This window comes from Sulfurimonas sp. (assembly GCF_027056685.1).
Taxonomy (GTDB): domain Bacteria; phylum Campylobacterota; class Campylobacteria; order Campylobacterales; family Sulfurimonadaceae; genus Sulfurimonas.
The window spans coordinates 1-17,457 of record NZ_JALUKE010000002.1 but is presented as its reverse complement, the minus strand read 5'-3'; the positions used below and the strand labels follow the sequence as shown (position 1 = coordinate 17,457).

General features: G+C 35.7%; 19 protein-coding genes. 6 read left to right on the top strand and 13 right to left on the bottom strand.

Features of this window, described 5'->3' with window-relative positions; all coding sequences use genetic code 11:
* The coding region (locus MVY38_RS00100) for an ATP-binding cassette domain-containing protein (RefSeq protein ID WP_297482029.1) at positions 1 to 156 on the bottom strand (156 nt) is incomplete at its 3' end.
* Positions 157 to 300: 144 nt separating this feature from the next.
* Here MVY38_RS00100 and MVY38_RS00095 point away from each other — a divergent pair.
* Positions 301 to 729 (top strand): hypothetical protein, encoded by a 429-nt coding sequence (locus MVY38_RS00095; protein WP_297482028.1) that lies wholly within the window; start codon positions 301 to 303, stop codon positions 727 to 729.
* Between the two features lie 36 nt (positions 730 to 765).
* Here the strand turns inward: MVY38_RS00095 and tsf are convergent, their stop codons facing one another.
* Positions 766 to 1,821, bottom strand: a complete 1,056-nt coding sequence (gene tsf / locus MVY38_RS00090) for a translation elongation factor Ts (protein ID WP_297482027.1) — start codon at positions 1,819 to 1,821, stop codon at positions 766 to 768.
* Positions 1,822 to 1,823: 2 nt separating this feature from the next.
* Entirely contained in the window at positions 1,824 to 2,597 is a 774-nt protein-coding gene (rpsB, locus tag MVY38_RS00085; RefSeq protein ID WP_297482026.1) for a 30S ribosomal protein S2, read from the bottom strand.
* Positions 2,598 to 2,878: 281 nt separating this feature from the next.
* On the opposite strand from rpsB, the gene MVY38_RS00080 reads away from it, so the two are divergent.
* The gene (locus MVY38_RS00080) at positions 2,879 to 4,426 is read left to right on the top strand and encodes a DUF3373 family protein (protein WP_297482025.1); all 1,548 of its coding nucleotides are present in this window, start codon (positions 2,879 to 2,881) and stop codon (positions 4,424 to 4,426) included.
* Positions 4,427 to 4,448: 22 nt separating this feature from the next.
* Here the strand turns inward: MVY38_RS00080 and bcp are convergent, their stop codons facing one another.
* From bcp to MVY38_RS00035, 9 genes are all read right to left on the bottom strand, one after another.
* Positions 4,449 to 4,919: a thioredoxin-dependent thiol peroxidase gene (gene bcp, locus MVY38_RS00075; RefSeq protein ID WP_297482024.1), complete on the bottom strand. Its 471-nt coding sequence runs from the start codon at positions 4,917 to 4,919 to the stop codon at positions 4,449 to 4,451.
* A 23-nt stretch (positions 4,920 to 4,942) separates the two neighbouring features.
* On the bottom strand, positions 4,943 to 5,422 hold the full coding sequence (locus tag MVY38_RS00070) for a DUF420 domain-containing protein (RefSeq protein WP_297482023.1): 480 nt from the start codon (positions 5,420 to 5,422) through the stop codon (positions 4,943 to 4,945).
* A gap of 3 nt (positions 5,423 to 5,425) precedes the next feature.
* Positions 5,426 to 6,025: a DedA family protein gene (locus tag MVY38_RS00065; RefSeq protein ID WP_297433756.1), complete on the bottom strand. Its 600-nt coding sequence runs from the start codon at positions 6,023 to 6,025 to the stop codon at positions 5,426 to 5,428.
* Positions 6,026 to 6,037: 12 nt separating this feature from the next.
* On the bottom strand, positions 6,038 to 7,063 hold the full coding sequence (gene murG, locus MVY38_RS00060) for an undecaprenyldiphospho-muramoylpentapeptide beta-N-acetylglucosaminyltransferase (RefSeq protein ID WP_297482022.1): 1,026 nt from the start codon (positions 7,061 to 7,063) through the stop codon (positions 6,038 to 6,040).
* Positions 7,060 to 8,244, bottom strand: coding sequence for an FtsW/RodA/SpoVE family cell cycle protein (locus MVY38_RS00055; protein WP_297482021.1), 1,185 nt, complete (start codon positions 8,242 to 8,244; stop codon positions 7,060 to 7,062). Before MVY38_RS00055 ends, murG begins: the two co-directional genes overlap by 4 nt.
* A gap of 5 nt (positions 8,245 to 8,249) precedes the next feature.
* Complete coding sequence (locus tag MVY38_RS00050; RefSeq protein WP_297482020.1) at positions 8,250 to 8,780, bottom strand: hypothetical protein; 531 nt, start codon at positions 8,778 to 8,780, stop codon at positions 8,250 to 8,252.
* Positions 8,777 to 9,301, bottom strand: coding sequence for a hypothetical protein (locus tag MVY38_RS00045; RefSeq protein ID WP_297482019.1), 525 nt, complete (start codon positions 9,299 to 9,301; stop codon positions 8,777 to 8,779). The genes MVY38_RS00050 and MVY38_RS00045 overlap by 4 nt, the downstream gene beginning before the upstream one ends.
* A complete protein-coding gene (gene mqnP / locus MVY38_RS00040; protein WP_297482018.1) occupies positions 9,298 to 10,158 on the bottom strand; it encodes a menaquinone biosynthesis prenyltransferase MqnP in 861 nt (286 codons plus the stop codon). The genes MVY38_RS00045 and mqnP overlap by 4 nt, the downstream gene beginning before the upstream one ends.
* A gap of 63 nt (positions 10,159 to 10,221) precedes the next feature.
* A complete protein-coding gene (locus MVY38_RS00035; RefSeq protein WP_297482017.1) occupies positions 10,222 to 13,323 on the bottom strand; it encodes an FIST N-terminal domain-containing protein in 3,102 nt (1,033 codons plus the stop codon).
* A 109-nt stretch (positions 13,324 to 13,432) separates the two neighbouring features.
* Here MVY38_RS00035 and MVY38_RS00030 point away from each other — a divergent pair, with 109 nt between their 5' ends.
* Genes MVY38_RS00030 through miaA form a run of 4 tightly spaced genes read left to right on the top strand, consistent with a single transcriptional unit; the run spans position 13,433 to position 17,032 of the window.
* Positions 13,433 to 13,969 carry a hypothetical protein gene (locus tag MVY38_RS00030; protein WP_297482016.1) on the top strand — a complete coding sequence of 179 codons (537 nt, stop codon included), beginning with the start codon at positions 13,433 to 13,435 and terminating at the stop codon, positions 13,967 to 13,969.
* Positions 13,969 to 15,384, top strand: a complete 1,416-nt coding sequence (gene cls / locus MVY38_RS00025; RefSeq protein ID WP_297482015.1) for a cardiolipin synthase — start codon at positions 13,969 to 13,971, stop codon at positions 15,382 to 15,384. Before MVY38_RS00030 ends, cls begins: the two co-directional genes overlap by 1 nt.
* Before the next feature lie 2 nt (positions 15,385 to 15,386).
* Positions 15,387 to 16,124 (top strand): endonuclease/exonuclease/phosphatase family protein, encoded by a 738-nt coding sequence (locus tag MVY38_RS00020; RefSeq protein WP_297482014.1) that lies wholly within the window; start codon positions 15,387 to 15,389, stop codon positions 16,122 to 16,124.
* 17 nt (positions 16,125 to 16,141) lie between these two features.
* Positions 16,142 to 17,032 carry a tRNA (adenosine(37)-N6)-dimethylallyltransferase MiaA gene (gene miaA, locus MVY38_RS00015; RefSeq protein WP_297482013.1) on the top strand — a complete coding sequence of 297 codons (891 nt, stop codon included), beginning with the start codon at positions 16,142 to 16,144 and terminating at the stop codon, positions 17,030 to 17,032.
* On the opposite strand, the gene MVY38_RS00010 is transcribed toward miaA, so the two are convergent.
* Positions 17,029 to 17,457 (bottom strand): nitrilase-related carbon-nitrogen hydrolase (locus tag MVY38_RS00010; RefSeq protein ID WP_297482010.1); only part of this gene is annotated, 429 nt, incomplete at its 5' end. The two genes, miaA and MVY38_RS00010, sit on opposite strands and share 4 nt — an antisense overlap.

Sequence of the window (17,457 nt, the reverse complement as noted above, 5' to 3'; positions counted from 1 at the left end):
TAAAAGTGTAGAGAGAAGATGTAAAAGAGTAGATTTGCCGCTACCACTCATACCCATAATAGCTATAGACTCTTTTTCATATAAGTCAAGTGAAACATTTGAAAATAGTTTGTATTCAAAAGAGTGTGATAAATTTTGTGCAGATAATAGATTCATAAAGCAATTATATCAAATTTATAGAACATAAAATTTTAAAAGAGGTAGATTTTATTGTAATTTCTTATAATTTAAAAGTATTTTATGATAAAATAGTAAGATAAATACTTTCGGGTATATTTATAAAACAAAAGGGAGAGTTTTATGTTAAAGAAAACATTAGCAGGTTTAGTTTTAGGTGCAAGTTTAGTTTCAAGCTTAAACGCAGAGACATTAAAGCATGATATGAATGTCTTGGCAACAAGTTTGTCATCAGTGCAAAGAGCATTTTTATTAAATGATAGAGAAAAGTCTGTCAGATTATTAGCTGATTTGAAAAAAAATATTAAGCACACATTAGGCAGTAAAGAAAAAGTTATCAGTTTATTACCTGATAAATTGAAATATAAATCAAGAATTGCTGTAAATAGTGGAAGAATGATTAATCAATATATTGATCAAATTGATGAAATTTACGCAGATAAAAACTTGAAAAATATTGAAGCTCAAATGGAATCACAAGATGCACTTGTTCAAATTCAAGAACAATGTTACAAATGTCACAACTTAGTTCGTGACTGGGATAAAAGATAATCCCACTTCATAAATGAAATGAGTTAAGCCAAAGGCTTAGCTCATTTGCGCTGCAACTTCCGCTGCAAAATCGTCTTCTTTTTTCTCGATTCCTTCACCAACTTCAAGGCGAATAAAATCAACTATTTCAGCAGTTCCACCAAGTTTTTTGGCAGCCGCTTCAACAGCCTCAGCTACTGTTTTTTTCTCATCAAGAACATAACTTTGATCTAAAAGAGCTTGCTCTTTGTCGAGTGTAGTATTGTCATCAATAAAACGCGCTAATTGACCGGGAATAATTTTGTCCCAGATTTTTTCAGGTTTGTTTTGTTCTTTCAATACTGCTCTAATGTTCTCTTCTGCTTTTTTCATTACATCTTCAGTAAGTTGCATCATAGATACATAAAGAGGAACATTTTTAAGAGGTTTTTTCAAACGCGCAAGTTCTTCATTCTCTTTTTTGATAGCTTCAATTCTACCTTTTGTTTCACTCTCTACATACTCAGCATCAAAATCTTTGTATGAAAGTGTTGTAGGTTTCATAGCAGATGCGTGCATTGCAACTTGTTTAAGCGTATCTCTTAAACCTTCAGCAGTTTTAGCACTATCACATTTTGCTTTTACAATAACTGCGATACGCCCATTTGAGTGGATGTAAGCATTCATAGCAACCGTATCATCTTCAGCTTCTAAAGTACCAAAACGACGAAGTTCGATTTTTTCACCAATTTTTGCAACTGTTTCAGTGAAATAAGAACCAAACTCACTTCCCATAACTTCTGCAACATCACTTGGATTAGTGTTAAAAATCTCTTCAGTAGTTTTAAGTACTAGGTTTTGGAAACCTTCATTTTTGGAAACGAAATCAGTTTCAGAGTTAATCTCTGTAACTGTAGCTTTAGAGAAATCATCAGCAATTTTAAGACCTACAAGACCTTCTGCTGCAACTCTATCTGCTTTTTTCGCTGCTTTAGCAATACCACGCTCTTTTAAAAGCTCAGCTGCTTTTTCCATATCGCCATCAGCTTCAACAAGAACTTTTTTACAATCCATCATTGGTGCGTCAGTTGCACTACGCAACTCTTTTACCATTGCTGCTGTTACTGCTGCCATAATTACGCTTCCTCTGTAGCTTTTGGAGCTACTGTTTCTTCAGCTGGAGCTTCTTCTGTTGAAGTCTCTTCTGCTTGTTCTTCTTCTGCTGGTGCATCACGAAGTGCTTTACCTTCATTAATAGCAGCTGTCATTTCACGACAGAAAAGTTGAATAGAACGGATAGCATCATCATTCCCTGGAATTGGGTAGTCGATTAAGTCTGGATCACAGTTAGTATCTAGTGGCGCAACAATAGGAATGTTAAGACATCTTGCTTCTAAAACTGCAATGTGTTCTTTTACTGCATCAACAACAAAAAGCATATCTGGAAGTTTTTTCATATTACGGATACCACCGAAATATTGCTCAAGTTTTGCTTTTTGACGAGAAAGCATTAAAGCTTCTTTTTTTGTTAAAAGATCAATTTGACCATTTTCTTGCATCTCAGTGATAACATCAAGTTTACGAATAGATTTTTGAATAGTTGGGAAGTTAGTAAGCATACCACCTAACCATCTGTTATCTACATACGGCATATTACAAGCGATTGCAGCTTCACGAACTGAGTTACGAGCTTGTTTTTTAGTTCCTACAAATAAAATTGTTTTCCCTTCAGCTGCAGCATCCATAACAACAGTGTAAGTGCTACGGAAATAGCGAAGAGTTTTTTGTAAATCAATAATATAGATATTTTTACGAACACCAAAAATATATTTTTTCATTTTCGGGTTCCAACGACGAGTTTGATGTCCGAAGTGTACACCACATTCTAAGAGGTCTTTCATAGTTACCATAGGGTATCCTTAAATTGCACTATTTTATGCAAAGAAATTTTGTTAGTTGGCTTCGAGAGTGTCGAACAATAACCGTTAAAAAACGGGTTGCACTAACTTTTTGACACAATCTGTTAATATTTTCTTTTTTACATAAGTTTTAAAGAAAAATCCACAAATTATACTAAAATATTCTTTAATTATAGCTTTTTAGACAAAAGTAAAAAACTACAGATATAATTTAAAATTATATTTATACAACTTAATGTATAGTATCACAAGAATTTAATAAAAGGGACACAATGAATAAGCCTCTCCTCCTTTCTTTAGCAACTGTAGCACTACTAGGTAGTAATCTAAACGCAGAGACAATGTACACAAAATTTCAAGCTATGGAGCTTGATATGAAAAAGTTACAACATGAAATAAGTGCCTTAAAAGCAGAACAAAAACAACTCAAAGCAGAGGCACTCAAAGCTCAAGAAGAGGCTAAAGAGGCCAGGAAAGCGAAAGAATCCGATGCAGAGGATGAAGATGAAGGAAGCGTAGATGAAAGGCTTAGCGATCTTGAAGAGTCCCTTACAAATCTCAATAAAGCAACAAATGGCTCTCATCTAAAATTTAATGTCGATTATAGATTTGCAATTGAAAATATGCAATACAAAATGGCAGATGGCTCAAATGTAAATAATGATGCCTTTATGACAAACAGACTCTGGTTAAATATGAATTGGGCAGCTACAAAACACCTTAGTTTTACAGGACAACTTGCGTATAACAAAGCCTTTGGTGCAAGAAGCGGAGCGAACAATGGTGCTTATGAAACTTTTGACTGGATAGCAAATGAGAATGCATATGATGATACTCTGCGTGTACGCTCTGCATATTTTTTATATAAAAATGACACTTTTATAACAACCGATATTCCTTGGACATTCAGTATCGGTCGTCGTCCATCTACAAATGGACACCTTGTAAATCTTAGAGATGATGACCATGCCTCATCACCAATGGGACATACTATTAATGTAGAGTTTGATGGACTAAGCTCAAAATTTGTACTCGAAAATGTAACAGGTGTAGAGGGAATGTATGTGAAGTTTTGTGCAGGACGAGGTCTTAGCAATGCAAAACCAAGAATAAGTTCTACTCCATACGCATCAAACAAAGATACTACGCCCAATATTGACCTCGCAGGACTTATTTTCGTTCCATATGATAATGGGCAGTACTCACTCAACACGCAATACTACTATGCAAACAATCTAATTGATGTTAAAAATCCTCTAGATCCTACACAAGGCTTTAAAACAGTTGGTGGTCTGCATTCGCTTACTGCAAATATTGTTGCAAATGGCATTGGAGACGAAATTAGTGATTTTTTAGACGACACAATTTTCTTTGTAAGTGGTGCTATGAGTATTACTAATCCCGACAAGAACGGCGGTGGGATGCTTGGACGAACAGAAGCAAAAACTGGATACTCTGTTTGGACAGGCGTACAGATTCCATCACTTATAAGCGAAGAGGGACGCTGGGGTCTTGAGTACAACCACGGAAGTAAATTTTGGAGGAGTATGACCTATGGTGAAGATACAAATATAGGTTCTAAACTCGCAGCGCGTGGTGATGCTTATGAGGCTTATTTTACTGAACCAATCATTGAAGATGCACTCTCAATACAAGTTCGTTATACCTATATTGACTATGCATATTCAGGAAGTAATGGATTTTTTGGAGACACAACAGGAACACCACTCTCAATGGAGCAAGCCATTGCAAATGGGCTTGGAGACAGCGTAGTCGATACGGCTCAAGATATTCGTTTTTATATTAGATATAGATACTAAAAAGAGATTTTCTCTTTTTAGCTTACGCGTTTTGTAACTCTTCTAGCTTCTCTTTTACAGCTTCTACATGTCCTTTTACTCGTACTTTTTCCCATTTTGCACGAACAAGTCCTTCAGGATCAATAATAAAAGTTGAACGGACAATGCCCATATACTCTTTGCCATAGTTTTTCTTCAACTGCCATACACCGTAACTCTGCATCATATCAGTACTTTCATCACTTAATAGTGTAATGCCAAGATCTTTCTTTTCTATAAAGTTTCTATGTTTTTTCGTGCTGTCTGCACTCACACCTAGAATCACTGCGTTTAGAGAAGAAAAATCAGGTGCAGCCTCTGTAAACTCACATGCCTCAGTTGTACAACCCGGAGTATTGTCACGAGGATAAAAGTATAAAACTATCCATTTTCCTTTTAAATCTCTTAAACACATCTCAACATCATCTTGATTTGGCAGACAAAACTCTGGAGCTTTTTGACCTATTTCTAACATATTTTTTCCTTTTGGTAACTTTTTTAATAGACGAATAATAGCAGATAAACCCAAATACCGCTAAAAGAGGTAAAAACAATGCCTAAAAATGTTTTGAATGCCAAAAGTTTATGTGCATTAGATTTTCTGCCAGGAATAAGACCTTTTGAAAATTGGTAATTCGCCTTTGCAACTGTTACACCCCAGTACAAAAGTGTAATAGTTGCTATGATAATATGTACTATCAACACAACTGAAGCATAACTATGAGAGACTTTACTTCCCTGCATAAAGGCATCAAAACCCCCACCAACACGCACACCATATTCAAAATAACCAACAACTATGACAGAAACCACAAAGATGAGATTTTGTAAAAAGCCATGTATCTTATAGAATTTTTTCTTTGCAAATATAATTGCACTATAGACAAGTAGTGGCAAAATTACAACTATTAAAGTAACGAAATCCATAAAAAATGGAGCCCTCGTACCTAAAAACCCTGGTGCAAACATATAGTCCATAAACTACGCCTTTCTCTTTTGATAACGATAGTATACAGCGACTAAAATTACAAGCAGCACAACTACGACAATAGTGATTTCTTTTAAGTATTGATGAATAAGCGCTTCATTTGTTCCTATAAAATAGCCCAAAAGCGTAAGCACTAATGCCCAAATTCCTGCACCTAAAGTAGTGTAGAGCGAAAATTGCACCAAATCCATCTTCGCAATTCCAGCAGGGATGGAGATAAGCTGACGAATACCAGGAATTAAACGCCCAGTAAAAGTAGAGATATGCCCATGCTTCTCAAAATAATTTTCCATCTTTATGAGCGTCTCTTCTTTAATGAAAAAATACTTTCCAAATTTAATAAGAAACTTACGCCCAAGTGTCAGTGCCAAATAGTAATTTATAAATGCACCAATAAGACTACCCACCAAGGCACTCCCCATAATGGCTAAAATACTCATACTTCCCTGCGAAGCCAAATACCCAGCAGGCACCAAAACAAGTTCACTAGGAAATGGAATAAAACTAGATTCAATAGCCATCATAATCACTATTCCAACATACCCCCAATCAAATATTAAATTTACTAAATCCTGCGCTAATTCATGAAGCATCCTTATTTCCTTTTAATCATTTATTTTCTCTTGCACATCTTGTATCATAGCAGCAGCCACATCTTTTGTACTATATTTCAAAAGTTTTTCGCTCTTTTCTCTAAGTTTAGGCTCTTTTATGATTTGCATCAAAACTCCTTTCAAATCTTCATTCTCTCTTGCACACCAACCCAAATTATGTTCTACTATAAACTGAGCATTGTGGTACTGATGATCACCCGCTGCGTATGGATAGGGAATAAACAGTGCGGGGCATCCATTTGCTGTAAGTTCCCAAAGAGTAGAAGCTCCTGCGCGTGAGACGGCTAAATCTGCACTCTCTATAAGTATTGGTAACTCTTTTGTAAAGGCATAGAGTGAGGCATCTACGCCCATTGCTTTATATGCTTTTTTTACTCTCTCATAATCAAACTCTCCCGCTTGATGTACGATATTTATGCCCATATCTTGCAACTCTTTTGCCACCCTCAAAGCTAATTCATTAATAGCTCTTGCACCATGACTGCCACCTAAAAATATTATGCTTTTAAGTTCGTCTCGTACTCTTGCATTTTTATAAAAGACTTCTTTTACAGGATAGCCTTTGATGGGAGAATTTGCATCATAGGCTGATACAAAACTTTTTGCGTACCTCTTTAGAAGCCCATTAAGTCTTCCCTGCACTGCGTTTTGTTCATGAATAAAAAGTGGCACTCCATTAAAAATAGAAGCAAACGCAGCAGGTGCAGCAGAAAAACCACCTACACTATATACCGCATCTATTTTTTGCTCTTTTAGTATTTTTTTTGCTTGTAAAAAAGCTCGAAACACTTTAAAAAGGGCTTTTATTTTTCCTAAACCTTTTTGATTTACAACCCCTGTTGTCTCTAAAAAATAGACATGAGAAAAGAGACTGTTTTTAGCAAAATACTTTCTATCTTGTCCGCTTGTTGAACCTATAAAGATGACCTCATGCCCATCTGCAACAGCCGCCTCTGCCAAAGCTTCGGCTATCATCAGATGTCCACCTGTTCCACCACCTGTTATGCAGATTTTCATAACTTTTTATCCTTATCCATTTTTGCTTTTTTTGATGCCATTAAAACCATACCAACGCCAAACGCAGCACCTAACATTGCCGAGCCGCCATAGCTTAAAAAAGGTACAGAGATACCTTTAATTGGGGTTATTCCACTAATTCCATAGGCATTTACTAAAAATTCAAACGATAAAACAAGACCAATACCCATACTAAAAAGATAAATACTCATATCTTCTGAACGGTTTGCAATCTTAAAAATTCTCTGTATCATCCAAAGAAATATGAATACAACAAACAAAAGCCCAATAAAACCAAACTCTTCAGAGAGCCCTGCTAAAACAAAATCGGTATGTACTTCACTTAAAAAACCGAGCTTAAATGTCCCATCACCCAATCCTGTTCCAAAAAGACCGCCGTTATGAATTGCGTTTAATGAGTTTCCTATTTGGTAAGGTTCCACCTCAACGGGTACACGCAGTTTGTCTGCAATGCTATCTGGTAAAAGTCCCAAAACCGAGTTTTGAGCAAGTGCCCACCATGATTTTATACGCAAAATACGATGATGTGCTGTCAATATAAAAATGACAATAGCTGTAAAAATTCCACCTAAAATAGTAAAGAAAAAACGAAAGCTACTCCCTGCAAACATCAACATAAAAAGAAGTGTAGCACCCAAAACAACGACCTGCCCAATATCTTTTTGTAAAAAAGCAATAATAAACATTGCCATAACAAATATTACAGCATAAGGGAGAAATCTTTTAAACTCATTTTTAAGTCCCATACCGTCATGATGCCCAAGTTTTCTGGAGAAACTCCATGCCAAAAAGTAAACAAAACCAACCTTGAAAAACTCAACGGGGGCTAAAGAGAATCCTGCAACTTTTATCCATCTTTTTGCACCACCAACAGCAGAAACAACACTCTCTGGTAAAAAAGGCATAGCAATCATTAAAATAAGTGAAACAGCAAAAAGTGTCAAACCAATTGGCTTCAGCCATTTGTCTGGATCTAACTGAGAGAGTCCAAAAATAATGCTAATACCAAGCAGACCAAAAATGGATTGGCGAATAACAAAGTGAAATTGACTTACATCAAAAAGCAGTGTTGTATATGGAGTAAGTGTATAAGAGAGAATAATTCCTATACCTATTAAAATACTCACTAAAGTAAAAAGTTTTCTATCTGCACTATACACTAGGGCTACTTTATCTTATTTATTTTAAGTACAAATTCAACTTCAGGCTGGGCAAGATGAAGCTCTTTTGAAATTATTTCAATATCAACACCCTGCTTATACAAAGAGATGATTTTTTCATCATCGTTTGCATGCAAAGAAGAGGGAATAGAAATCTGTCTGACACCACTTTCAAGTTGTGACATTCGAGCATCTATTTCAAGTTCAATAGATTCAATGTTGTTTTGCATCTGTTTGAGTGCAAGTGCTAAAGGTTGCTGCATATCATAAACACTTCTCTCTATCTCTTGGTATATCTCATCATCATTCATGCGCTGCGAATTTTTTTGAATACTCTGCTGCGTTTGCTCTAGCTTTTTTTTGAGATAATATATTTCACGATTTGCATCTTCAACAACAGAAGCAACAGAACGGATGTTCTTTGTATATTTTGCATCTTTAGTAAAAACATAATAAAGAAGATACAAAATGATTAGTGCCATAAGAATGACAATATATTCAAGACTAAACGAAAGATTCAAGTTTGCTATATTCACGATTTTTTCTCTCGCATTTCTCGTATAAGCACACGCTCACGAGCTGTCATATATGCCGCCCACTCTTTTTCATCTCTCTCATGCATTTTTACAATCTCTACAAGAGAAGGTGAAAGTGCTTTGAAAAAAACACCAATATCACGCCTAGGATGCACAGGCATATCTAAACGACCATAGTAAAGCACACCCTCTTCTAAAAGAGCATCTTTTAGTTCAAAATGTTCAAAGCCTATCGCCCCTATTTCAGCTTCACAAGTCAAAGAGACTCTTTTAGGCTCTTCATTTTTTAAAAACATCTCTAGTGCATCTATTTTTCTATGTAATTCCACCATTAAATTCAATAGTATAGGGTCACTCTCTGCTGTTTCGCCTCTTGCTTTTGCAAGTTTTAGCCACTGGCTAATGGGGTCATCATCACTTTCACTAAGTTGTTGGTACTCTCGCTCATAAAGTGCTTTATCTAAATCAGCTTGAGAAAATTGTATGCTTATTGGTGCAGGGACTAAACGAGGTCTGTTCATGAAAGCATTCTATCTATAACAATTAAAATGAAAAAAGCGATGCCCAAATAACCATTGACGGTAAAAAATGCTCTATCAATTTTAGTAAAATCACGACGAACCAAAGTCTGTTCATAGTAAAGTACAAATCCACTTCCAATGGCTGCTACAAATGCGAAAAATCCAAGACCAGCTGACCAAACAAACAAAATCCAAAAAAGCACTGCAAGAGAGTGAAAAAGAGCAGAGATGAAGAGTGTCGCCTCTGCTCCATACTTTGAAGGAATAGAGTGAAGATTTTTCTCTTTATCAAAGTCAATATCTTGTAAAGAGTAGAGCAGATCAAACCCAGCAACCCAAAAAATCACACCAAGAGAGAGTAGAACCGACCATAAAGGTATAGTAGCAGTGACAGCAACCACACCTGCAATAGGGGCAAGTCCTAAAGAGATACCCAAAATAACATGTGCCAAAGAGGAAAATCTTTTAAAGTAAGAGTAAGAGCCTAAAACTGCCAAAATAGGAATGCTTAGGGCAAAGGCAAGTGTATTTATCATATATGCAACGGTGACAAATATCGCTGCGTTTACAACAATAAAAATCAAAATACTCATAGCATCCAAACGCCCATCAACATTAGGACGAGAGGCAGTTCGAGGATTTTGTGCATCGATGTCTCTATCAGCGTAACGGTTCACACCCATTGCAAAGTTTCTTGCACTCAGCGCTGCTAAAACACCCATCAAAAGCAACCAATAGCCAAACCATCCATCTGCTGCAACAACCATAGCAATAAAAATAAAAGGCAGTGAAAATATAGAGTGTTCAAACATCACAAGCTCATTAAAATCTTTTGCTTTTTTCAGTACTCTTTGCAAATAATTCCCTTTGTAAATTAATAAGAGCTATTCTAGCTAAAAGTGATTTAAAGTTGGATGATATTAGCCCAGTACCTGCTCAATCATTTTAATATGTTTCGTGACTGCGTTTAACTCTTCACTATAATCCAATACTTTTTTTTCTAAAGCATTATGTTCTATCTCTTTCATTAGATCATAAATATTGTCAATATAGAGCGCACCGGCAGCACCTTTTAACTTATGTGCTTTTTCATACACTTTTTGCACATCTTTAAGCTCAATAGCCTCTTGCAACTCTGGCAATATCTCATGAACACTTGATAAAAAAGTTTTTAAAAGATTCAATGACACCTCTTCACTAAGCCCTACTTTTGTCCTTAATCTGTTCACTATCTCTTCTATATAGATTCTGTTCATTTGATTCTGCGATTTTGAGTACTTATGCAAAATCTCTTCAAGTTTGTCTATTTCTATAGGTTTGCTTAAATACCCATCCATCCCACACTCTAAAAATCTTTTTTTATCTCCCTCAAGTGTATTTGCGGTTAGTGCAATTATAGGTATATTAAGATGTAATTTTTTTCGTATATATTTTGTCGCTTCAATGCCATTTTTTATCGGCATATTTATATCCATCAAAATCAAATCATAAGATTTTTTTTCTACCTTGTGTATCGCATCATCTCCATCAACAGCAAAAGTAAGTGAAATATTTTCATATTTTTCAAAAATTGAGTCAATTAACATTCTGTTGACATCATAATCTTCCGCGACAAGTACATTTAAGTATAATTTGTCATAATTATTTGCTTTATCACAAATAGAGGTATTTGTATCTTTCTCTAAAGAAGCACTACTTTTATGGCACTTTTGAAAAACAATATCAAAGTAAAATTCACTCCCTTCCTCCTCTTGTGAATGCACCTTAAGTTCACTTCCAAAAACCTTAAGTAAATCAGAGCTTATACTAAGACCCAGCCCTGTTCCTCCAAACTTTCTGGTAGTTGAAACATCTGCCTGTGTAAATGGCTTAAAAATCTCTTTAATTTTTGACTCTGCTATACCTACACCACTGTCTTTTATACTAAATCGTATATTTTGTTGCTCTTTTTCATCATTTTTTAACATTATTTTAAAACTGACAGCTCCAAAATTTGGTGTAAATTTTATGGCATTAGAGAGTAAATTTGTAATAATTTGGCGCAGACGAACAGAATCACTCACTATACAGTTTGCAATCCTTGTATCTATATCAAATAGATATGTCAAAGATTTTTCATCCGCAGAGAGTTGTAAAAGTTCAAATGTAGTTCTAAATTCATCATAGGGATCTATAGATAGTTTTTCAAGTACAATTTTTTTATGTGTTATTTTTGAAGAATCTAAAATATCATTCACAATATCAAGTAAAACTTTTGTGGAACTTCCGATTACTTTTACATATTTTTGCTGCGTTTTATTTAGCTCTGTTTTTTCCAAAAGTTCACTAAAACCAATAATTCCGTTCATAGGCGTTCGTATTTCATGGCTCATATTTGCCAAGAACATAGACTGCGCCGCTTCTGCTTCTTGCGCTTTTTGTTTACTCTTTACCAAATCCGTAACATCTTCACTAATGACCATATATTCTAAAATATTATGCTTTTCATCGTGAATAGGTATTATTGAGGTATTTAGATAAAAAACAGTGCCATCTTTTGCAGTTTGTGTTAGCTGTCCACTCCATATTCTTCCTTTTCTAATTTCCTCTAAAGGTGCATCAAAATCTTCTTCTGAGCTTTCATTACTTTTTAATATAGTGTAATTTTTTCCTATCAATTCTCTACACATATAGCCACTAATCTCTTCAAACTGTCCATTGACATATTTAATGCTTCCCGTAACATCCACTCGTGCAATAATTACAACGCTCTCTAAAGCTTTTAAAAACTCATCGAGTTTAAATTTTGATGCTTTAAAACTTTTTTCTTGTTCACGAAGTTCTTCTGTCACATAATCAATAAAATGAAAGAGTACATTATCTGTTTTAGAGTTATCATAAAATTTACGATTTTCTGAGATAGAGTGCTCTAAAAGTTGCGTGTTTTTCTCTCGCAAAAAAATTAGCGTCGTAGCAATGTTTAAAAACTTAGGCTTCTCTTGAGAATAAAAGAACTCTCCATATGTGAAAAAACCACTCGCTGGTGCCTTTTTCTCAATAATTCGAAAAGTTTTCTCTAACTCTTTACCCAGAAACTGTTTTCTAGCAACACAGGAGTAGATAAAACAAGCCTGTAGAGCATCTTCATCTTCTATCTTCCTTTTTGGATTGTACTTGTTTACAAGATTACGGCTTCCAATTCCAAAACGAACCTCTTGCCCCTCATCAATATTTCCGCCATACAAAATACTTCCATCATCATTCAAGTTTAACATTGAACGGGCAATGAGCATACCATTATCTTCATAGAGTAGAGGAAATTCTATGGTTGAAGCAGGCATATTTTCAACTGCGAAATCTCCAAGTACTTCTGTATATACATCTTTTATAGGTCGGTTATTTATCTCATAAACTCTTGAACCATCTGCTTTTGTAATCAAAAATGTAGGACCAACTGCACGCCAACCAAGATTATAATCTTCAAAAACTTCCAACTCTTCACCCTCAAGTGCTACACATACAGCACCACCAGAAAAGATTTTATTTTTAAAAATAGTATATGTTTTTTTAAAATGGAGTAAATCACCTGCCATACCACCAGCAATGACAGCCTTTTGAAAATTATGACTCTCCAGTCCTTGAAGATACTCATCTCCGTTGTGATTTAATCCATCTAAAAAAGTAATGACACATTTTGTATTTTTATTAAAAAGATTTTTTGAAAGTGATTTTCCCAAAGCATAAGAATCATCTACTACTGCATAATAAGCATGCAACTGCGTTTTTTCAAAAATAGAAATACTTATAACTGTTTTTTGTTCATAAATTGTACCATGAACGATTTCACCTGCTGTTGAAGCACCTATAATCAAAGCATTTGGAAGCTCTTTGGTAATTTGTGAGACTGTATTTTCAAGCACTTCTTTTGATTGTGAACTAAATAGTTGTATTAAAACAGCTGTTTGATCTGTAGTGATTTTAGACTCTTGCAAAAAATTATGAAAATTTTCAACATTGTCGTAGAGATAATTATATTGCTTCATAAACAAATTATATTCAAACTGTGCTTAATTATTATTGTCTGGAACTTAATATCTATCAAACAAATTTTTTAGTAGAATATTTATAAAATTTGCCAAGGCATTAAAAAGAATGAAATTACTAATTTTAATAACAATAGCACTACTCTTTTCTGCATGTAATATTGGAGAAACGCAACAAGAGTTAGAAGCAAAACTAGCACAATCAAAAGCAATAGAACTCAAAAAAATAGATACTAAAAAAGAGCTTGAAAAAGAAAAAATCATAGTGCAAGGAAAAAAGGATAAAACACTTTTAGAGATGAAAATGATGCAGATGCAACATGATAACAATACAGAAATAGAGCGATACATTTTAATTATGGCATTTTTTCTACTTATCATTATAAGTTTTTTTATTTACTATTTTTTTAAAAAGCGGCATGAGGATAAACTGCGTTCTTATCAAGACAATTTAGACAAATACTTTCACCAGCAAGAGAATATGACAAAAATGCGTATTGCTGAAAAAATCATAGATACCGTTGCTAGTGGAAAGTTAGATAAATCACAAGAGAATGAACTTATAAAAGCTCTTAGTGGCAACATTGCAGCAACGCAGAAGCCAAAACTCCTTAATGATACCGCAGAAGATGCTGAGATTCTCTAATGCTTCTTAACCTGCTACTTCTTTTTCATCTCTTTGGATTTATTTTAGCTCTTGATGCTTTAATGACTGCAAGAACTTCACAAGGTGCTACCGCATGGGTAATTTCTCTCATCACCCTCCCCTATGTTGCCATTCCCCTCTACTGGTTTTTTGGAAGAAGTAAATTTGAGGGCTATACATCTGCGCGTAAAGAGGCAGAAGAAGTGGTCGCAAACAAACTCAAAGACACACTTACTCAAGTGCAAAAGTATGTACCGCAAGATGCCTCTTTAGGATTTTTTGAAAAGAGTCTCCAACATCTTGTAAAAATGCCCTATCTCCAAGCCAATGAACTTGAACTGCTCATTGATGGAGAAAATACCTTTGCAAGTATTTTAGAGGGAATTGCCGAAGCAAAAGAGTATGTACTTTTAGAGTTTTATATTGTCCGTGATGATACGCTTGGAAGAAAAGTACAGCAAAGCCTCATTAAAAAAGCGCAAGAGGGCATAAAAATCTACTTCATATATGATGAGATTGGAAGCCACCAACTCCCCGAGAGTTATCTCAACACAATGCGAGAAGCAAAGATTGAGGTGTACAATTTTCATACGCAAAAGGGTATTAAAAACAGATTTCAAATCAACTTTAGAAATCACCGTAAAATAGTCATAGTCGATGGCATAACAAGCTGGCTTGGCGGGCTTAATATTGGTGATGAGTATCTCTCTCAAAAGAAAAAATTTGGACATTGGAGAGATACCCACTTAAAACTCACTGGTCCCTCCACCATCGCCGTTCAAAAAACATTTATAGAAGATTGGTTTTGGGCAACTGAAAAACATATTGAAAACCTACGATGGACGCCACTACTCTCACAAAAAGAGAATAAAAAAGTCCTCATTGTGCCATCTTCTCCCTCTGATATTGTCGAGACTGCTTCACTTATGTACCTCCAAGCCATCAATGCTGCAACAGAGCGTATCTGGATTTCGAGTCCCTATTTTATTCCCGACAGAGCTATCATTAAAGCACTACAACTTGCAGGACTTCGAGGGGTGGATGTTCGCATTTTAATTCCTGCAAAAGCAGACCATATTTTAGTCTATCTTGCTGCGTTTACCTATTTTGAAAACATTGCTGTTACAGGTGTGAAATTTTTTCGCTACAACAATGGCTTTTTACACCAAAAAGTAATGTTAATTGATTCTCTTCATGCAACTGTAGGTACAGCGAATATGGACAATCGCTCTTTTAGACTCAATTTTGAAATTTCAGCACTTATCTCAGATAAAGCATTTGCACAAGAGATAAAAATGATGTTTGAAGAAGATTTTCAAAATTCCTATGCGCTTGATATTGCACAAATAAGTCATGAACCTTTTCTTTTTAAACTAGCAACACGCTTGGCAAGACTTACTTCTCCGGTACTGTAAATATGTTTATTCCAACAGAGTCAGCAAAAAATCTACAGCATCAAAAAAGTTCTTTGGCTTGTAAATTTTCTTTGCTTGTATGGAATATTCATAAAGAGAACCAAACAGCTGCGTTTCAAAAAAGTTTTTCTACCCTTATGCAGAGTTATCCGAGCGATATTCTTCTACTCCAAGAGGTCAAATACCCAAAAAAGAGTAGCTTCTTTTTTCAAGAGTACTCCTTTACTCTTGCTGCGAATATTCAAACAAAAGAGAATCTGTTTGGCGTTGTAACAGCCACAAAATCTCTGTTTCACGACAGTATAAGCGCACTCTCCACAAAAAAAGAGCTTGGGTTTAGCACACACAAAAGTTTTCTTATATCTAAACATCAACTCTGTGACAAAAGAACACTTTACCTTGTAAATATCCATGCTATTAACTTTGTATCTTTAAAAACCTTTGCAGATGAACTCTGTAAAATCAAAGAGCTGCTCTTACATATTCAAGAGCCTCTTATTGTCGCAGGAGATTTTAATAACTGGAACAAAAAGCGTCTTAACTTACTCAATGATTTTCAAAAGGAGTTAGGTTTGTGTGAACTTGAATTGAAACAAAGACAGCATGTAAAAAAGATATTTTCACAAGAGCTTGACCATATTTACTACAGAGGTCTCACCCCGCTAAACGCAGCGGCAATAGAGACAAAAAACATCTCCGACCACAATCCACTCTATGCACTTTTTGAGCTCCAATCTTAAAATGCTATAATTCATTTATGAAACAACTTGCTATCATTGGACCCACCGCATCAGGAAAGAGTGACCTTGCCATTGCCGTCGCACAAAAAACTGATGCCTACATTCTCTCCATAGACTCACTCAGCATCTACAAAGAGATAGACATCGTCGCGGCAAAACCATCAAAGAGTGAGTTAAACGCAGTAAAACATTTTGGCATTGATGAGCTCTACCCTAACGAATACTTTAGTGTTGATATTTTTATAGATTTATACAAAAAGACAGTAGCAGCATGCCAAAAAGATGATAAGAACCTCATCATCGTTGGTGGCACCTCCTTTTATCTCAAATCTCTGCTTGATGGACTCTCACCACTTCCAGAAATCACAAGCCAAACGCAGCGAATTGTAGAACAAAAGCTTCAAAATTTAGAAGAGTGTTATGCCCATTTATCTGCACTTGATAGTAAGTATATGCAAAAAATAGCACCTAATGACCGCTACCGCATTGAAAAAGCGCTGCTTATTTATGAAGCCTCCAAGCTCACTCCCTCAAAGTGGTTTCAAGCACATCCACCACAGCCAGTCATAGCAAATCTGCCTGTTTTTAACATCGATGTAGAACGTGAAGTGCTGCGACAAAGAATAACACTGCGTACACAAAAGATGTATGAGATGGGGTTAATAGATGAAGTCTGCTACCTTGAACAAAAATACACACGCGCACCTCATCCTATGGGTGCCATTGGCATTGTCGAGGTTTTAGAGTATCTTGATGCAAAAGTTAGCAAAGAGGAGATGCTTCAAAACATCACAACCCACACAGCCCAGCTCGCAAAACGCCAGCAGACCTTTAACCGTACACAGTTTGGAGAAATAACTTCTGCAAAACTTGAGGATTTGGAAGCTCTTATTTTAGAGAGTATCTAAGAAATATCTTTATACATAGCAGGTCGTCTGTCACGCAGCAGTCCCCAGTACTCTCTCTGTTTTGCATTCTCATCCAAGTCAAACGCAGCGTAGAGTATCTCCTCTTTATCTCGACTCGCTTCAGCCACTTTTGCACCTGTATAATCAGTAATAAATGAAGAGCCATAAAATGTTAGCTCACAGCTCTCACCCATCTCTTTGCCATAGCGGTTTGCCACAACGACCGGCACTGTATTCGTCGCAGCATGCCCCATCTGCACACGTTGCCAATGCTCTTTTGAATCAAGCCCGATCTCAGGCTCACTTCCTATAGCTGTCGGATAAAAAATAATCTCAGCACCTTTAAGTGTTAAAGCCCGTGCCGTCTCACAAAACCATTGATCCCAACAGATACCTACGCCAATTTTTCCAAAACTTGTATCATA

What these genes read in the sequence shown, in the direction of transcription:
- MVY38_RS00095 (WP_297482028.1), top strand. Translation starts at nt 301, where the DNA reads ATGTTAAAGAAAACATTAGCAGGTTTAGTTTTAGGTGCAAGTTTAGTT.
- tsf (WP_297482027.1), bottom strand. Translation starts at nt 1,821, where the DNA reads ATGGCAGCAGTAACAGCAGCAATGGTAAAAGAGTTGCGTAGTGCAACT.
- rpsB (WP_297482026.1), bottom strand. Translation starts at nt 2,597, where the DNA reads ATGGTAACTATGAAAGACCTCTTAGAATGTGGTGTACACTTCGGACAT.
- MVY38_RS00080 (WP_297482025.1), top strand. Translation starts at nt 2,879, where the DNA reads ATGAATAAGCCTCTCCTCCTTTCTTTAGCAACTGTAGCACTACTAGGT.
- bcp (WP_297482024.1), bottom strand. Translation starts at nt 4,919, where the DNA reads ATGTTAGAAATAGGTCAAAAAGCTCCAGAGTTTTGTCTGCCAAATCAA.
- MVY38_RS00070 (WP_297482023.1), bottom strand. Translation starts at nt 5,422, where the DNA reads ATGGACTATATGTTTGCACCAGGGTTTTTAGGTACGAGGGCTCCATTT.
- MVY38_RS00065 (WP_297433756.1), bottom strand. Translation starts at nt 6,025, where the DNA reads ATGCTTCATGAATTAGCGCAGGATTTAGTAAATTTAATATTTGATTGG.
- murG (WP_297482022.1), bottom strand. Translation starts at nt 7,063, where the DNA reads ATGAAAATCTGCATAACAGGTGGTGGAACAGGTGGACATCTGATGATA.
- MVY38_RS00045 (WP_297482019.1), bottom strand. Translation starts at nt 9,301, where the DNA reads ATGAACAGACCTCGTTTAGTCCCTGCACCAATAAGCATACAATTTTCT.
- MVY38_RS00035 (WP_297482017.1), bottom strand. Translation starts at nt 13,323, where the DNA reads ATGAAGCAATATAATTATCTCTACGACAATGTTGAAAATTTTCATAAT.
- MVY38_RS00030 (WP_297482016.1), top strand. Translation starts at nt 13,433, where the DNA reads ATGAAATTACTAATTTTAATAACAATAGCACTACTCTTTTCTGCATGT.
- cls (WP_297482015.1), top strand. Translation starts at nt 13,969, where the DNA reads ATGCTTCTTAACCTGCTACTTCTTTTTCATCTCTTTGGATTTATTTTA.
- MVY38_RS00020 (WP_297482014.1), top strand. Translation starts at nt 15,387, where the DNA reads ATGTTTATTCCAACAGAGTCAGCAAAAAATCTACAGCATCAAAAAAGT.
- miaA (WP_297482013.1), top strand. Translation starts at nt 16,142, where the DNA reads ATGAAACAACTTGCTATCATTGGACCCACCGCATCAGGAAAGAGTGAC.